Here is a 3,079-nt window from a genome sequence, read left to right on the forward strand (position 1 = left end):
CACGATGTGGGGTTTGATAAATTCAATGTAGCCTGTGAGGATACGCTTATCAGCCCACAGCACTGGGATGATGAACCATTTGAACTTATCGTGTCTAATCCTCCCTACTCTATTAAATGGGCGGGTGACGAAAATCCACTGTTAATCAATGACCCTCGATTTTCTCCCGCCGGTGTTCTGGCACCTAAGAGCAAGGCAGATATGGCATTTATTATGCACAGTCTTTCATGGCTGGCATCCAATGGTACTGCTGCTATCGTATGCTTTCCGGGTATTATGTATCGTGGCGGTGCGGAACAGAAAATCCGTAAATATCTGGTAGACAATAACTATGTAGATTGCATCATTCAGTTACCAAGCAATCTATTCTTCGGTACATCCATTGCCACTTGCATTATGGTAATGAAGAAGAATAAGAACAACAACAAGACCTTGTTTATTGATGCGTCTAACGAGTGCATCAAGGTCACAAACAACAATAAACTAACACCTGAAAATATTGACCGAATTGTAGATGTGTTCTCAAAGCGTGAAGAAGTGGCACACTTCTCCCACGTTGCTGATTATGATGAAATTACAGGGGCAGATTACAATCTTTCCGTTTCTACTTATGTTGAGGCAGAGGATACCCGTGAAAAGATTGATATTGTAAAGCTGAATGCAGAAATCGAAGAAATCGTCATGCGTGAGAATGAACTGCGTGAGGCTATCCGAAACATCATCGAAGAAATCGAGGTGGGCGTATGAGCAAGTTAGAGGAATTGGTTGCAGAGTTATGCCCGGATGGGGTCGAATACAAGGAACTCAGTGAAATCCTTACAATTAAAAACGGCAGCGATTATAAAAGCTTTGGCACAGGAGATATTCCCGTTTATGGCTCCGGTGGAGTTATGACGTATATTGATAGGGCTGCATATGATAAGCCTTCGGTATTAATACCAAGAAAGGGCTCTATCGACAAGTTATACTATGTAGACACTCCATTCTGGAATGTTGATACAATTTTTTACACTGTGATTAATTTGGATTATGCGCTACCACGATATGTTTATCATTGTCTATTACGAGAACATTTGGAGCAATATAATACGGCTGGTGGTGTACCGAGTTTAACGCAAAAGGTATTGAACAAAATCAAAATTCCTGTACCACCATTGGGGGTGCAGAGTGAAATTGTCCGTATACTGGACAATTTCACGGAGCTTACAGCAGAGCTTACAGCAGAGCTTACAGCAGAGCTTACAGCGAGAAAGAAACAGTATGAATACTATAGGGACGAGTTGTTATCAGATGGAAGTAATAACATTAAAATAAAAACAATTGGAGAACTTTCGAGGTTTAGGCGAGGTTCATTTCCACAACCATATGGAAATGCTGAATGGTATGATGGAGAAGGAGCAATGCCGTTTGTACAGGTTGCAGATATTGGTGAGGATATGCGATTGGTTGATAATACAAAAAGAAAAATATCAGTGGTTGCTCAACCAAAGAGTGTCTTTGCGCCAAAAGGGTCTATTGTGATAAGTTTACAAGGAAGCATTGGAAGAATTGCAGTAACACAATATGATGCGTATATCGATAGAACAGTGGCGATTTTTCAGGATTTATCAGGTGAGTTGGTGTTTAAGTATTTTGTATATCAACTACAGAGAATATTTTCGATTAAGGAAAAAACAGCTAGAGGAAGTACTATAAAAACGATAACAAAAGAAGAATTTACAGATTTTCCAATAGTTATTCCATCAATTAATGAACAAGAACGTATAGTATCTATTCTTGACCGCTTTGACACACTCTGTAATGACCTCACCACAGGTCTTCCAGCCGAAATCGAAGCCCGTCAAAAACAATACGAATACTATCGTGACAGATTACTGTCATTCAAGGAACTATAAAAGAGAAAGAAGGTGAAGCCACCGTGCCTTATTTTAACATTGTCGCACAGACAACAGAAAATACCGTAGTTACAGAATATGAGCCTGTGAAGGCACGTTCGGACAGCTACCAGAGCGAGGCTGCTCTGGAGCAGGAATTTATTCGTCTGCTCTGTGAGCAGGGCTATGAATATCTGCAAATCCATACAGAGAAGGATTTAATCAGCAACCTCCGCAACCGCTTGGAGACTCTGAACCACTATCAATTCTCCGATACAGAGTGGCAACAGTTTTTTGCGGATTGTGTTGCGAACCCCAACGAGCATATCGTGGAAAAGACCCGCAAGATACAGGAGGACTTTGTCCAAGTACTGAAACGGGATGATGGCTCTACGAAGAACATCACACTCATGGATAAGAAAAATATCCATAATAACAGTTTGCAGGTTATCAACCAGTACAAGGTGAATGCCGCTACAAGCGGCAGAGAGGGTGGCCTGGGCCATGTGCTTGGTAAAGAGGACGGTGCAAAATACGATAATCGCTACGATGTGACGGTACTGGTAAATGGTCTGCCCTTGGTTCATATTGAACTGAAACGCAGAGGGGTTCCTATTCGTGAGGCATTCAATCAGATAAACCGTTATCAGCGGGATTCTTTTTGGGCAGGTTGCGGACTGTTTGAATATGTGCAGATTTTCGTTATCTCCAATGGAACAAATACGAAATACTACTCCAATAGCACTCGCTTTAATGCTATCAAGGATGCGGTTTCTGGCAAGACGAAAAAGGGAAAAACAAGCAACAGCTTTGAATTTACCTGCTTTTGGGCAGATGCTAACAACCGTGTTATCACGGATTTGATTGACTTCACAAAGACTTTCTTTGCAAAGCATTCTTTGCTGAATGTGCTGACCAAGTATTGTATTTTTACATCAGAAAATATGCTTATGGTTATGCGCCCGTACCAGATCACGGCAACCGAGCGCATCTTGAATCGTATTGAGATTGCCAACAACTATAAAAAATACGGCAGCGTGGCAGGTGGCGGATACATCTGGCACACAACAGGCTCTGGTAAAACGCTAACGTCATTTAAGACTGCCAGACTTGCCTCTCAGCTGTCATACATAGATAAGGTGCTGTTTGTAGTTGACCGTAAGGATTTAGACTATCAAACAATGAAAGAATATGACCGTTTTGAA

General features: G+C 41.5%; 3 protein-coding genes. All 3 read left to right on the top strand.

Annotated elements, in window-relative coordinates:
• The coding region (locus VB081_RS08085; protein ID WP_323400314.1) for a type I restriction-modification system subunit M at positions 1 to 747 on the top strand (747 nt) is incomplete at its 5' end.
• Complete coding sequence (locus VB081_RS08090; protein WP_323400315.1) at positions 744 to 1,895, top strand: restriction endonuclease subunit S; 1,152 nt, start codon at positions 744 to 746, stop codon at positions 1,893 to 1,895. The genes VB081_RS08085 and VB081_RS08090, both read left to right, overlap by 4 nt.
• A 23-nt stretch (positions 1,896 to 1,918) precedes the next feature.
• A partial coding sequence (locus VB081_RS08095) for a type I restriction endonuclease (RefSeq protein WP_323400316.1) occupies positions 1,919 to 3,079 on the top strand: 1,161 nt, incomplete at its 3' end.

The sequence above is a fragment of the Christensenella sp. genome (assembly GCF_034927525.1).
GTDB lineage: Bacteria > Bacillota > Clostridia > Christensenellales > Christensenellaceae > Christensenella.